This window comes from Kitasatospora sp. NPDC093679, from assembly GCF_040683455.1.
GTDB classification, from domain to species: domain Bacteria; phylum Actinomycetota; class Actinomycetes; order Streptomycetales; family Streptomycetaceae; genus Kitasatospora; species Kitasatospora arboriphila.
In genome coordinates, this window is sequence record NZ_JBFBDW010000118.1 from 1 (window position 1) to 1132 (window position 1132).

Annotated in this window: 1 pseudogene; it reads left to right on the forward strand. The window is 74.7% G+C overall.

Going from position 1 to position 1132, the window contains the following annotated elements:
• Positions 1 to 824: 824 nt before the first annotated feature.
• Positions 825 to 1132, forward strand: a pseudogene (locus AB0O09_RS38710) (hypothetical protein); the annotation flags it as partial.

A 1132-nucleotide genomic window follows, 5' to 3' on the forward strand; every position in this document is an offset into this window, starting at 1 on the left:
GCCGGTGCACCGTCTTCTGCACGGACTCCGCCAGGCCCGGGTCCACCACGGCGGCGGCCGGGGCCTGCCCGCCCGAGCGGCTTACGAACGACATCTACGGGGCCTCGCCTCTCCCACGAAGGACTCCACAATCCGGAGCAGCCGGCCACGGACAATATGCCGCATGCCGCCGACACCCGGCGACGGCCCGGCAGCCGCCCACGACGGGCTGCGGCGGCCCGGCCTCCGTCTCGGGGCCAGGGCCGGGCCGCCGTCGCGTTCTACTCGCGGTCGCCGGGCGGCTGCTCGGTGACCAGCCGCCACAGCTCGCCCGCCACGCGCGACCCGGCGCCGGACAGCAGCCGCCCGACCACCAGACCACTCCACCCTGACGGTCCCGCCACGCCGGGACCGCCCGGCCGCCGCCCGTGGCCCCGGGCGGCTGTGCTCCGCGCTCGGCGTCCTGCGGTCGGTCCGTCGCCTTGCCGGCGTCGTGCGGTTTCTTCTCGGCCTCGTCCATGCTGCTCTCCCCGTTCACTCGACGGGTGGTGGACGTCGGATCCGCTCGGGACGGCAGCGGAAGACGGCCTCCCTGACTGCCTCTCAGTGATCCGACAGGCCGGGACAGTAGGAAGTTCACAGCGCCGATCACCCCCTGGGCACCGATTTCGGACCCGCCGAACACATGGTCAAGAGGGGAACCGCACGCGCACACACCACCCAGCAGGCGAATCAACCCTCGCGTGACCGGCACCGATCCACCGCCGGCCGGGCACCCGGATGCCGTTCGTCGGACTATCCCCGACCACCCGCGCAGCCCGGTGCACGCGTCCTAGGCTCCGTTCGTGCCCTACCCTGCCGCGGACCCCCGCCACCGGCGCCTGGTCGCCGTCCTGCCCCCGCTGCTCACCCGCTCCTGCCCGCCGCAGGGCGGCGGCTACGGCGGAGCGTGGGAAGTGCGCCTGACCTGGGCCGAGACGGAAGACCTCGGCGGCCTCGCCCTGCTGCGCTCGGCGATGCGGGCCGCTGCCCGCACACTCGGCTGGCGGGTCGAGACCTACGGCGCCCCGACGCTGTACGGCGCCGTGGCGGGGATCGTCGACCGCCGCCCGGTGCCGGACGAGTTCGCCGACGCCGTCGACTGCTTCCGGGC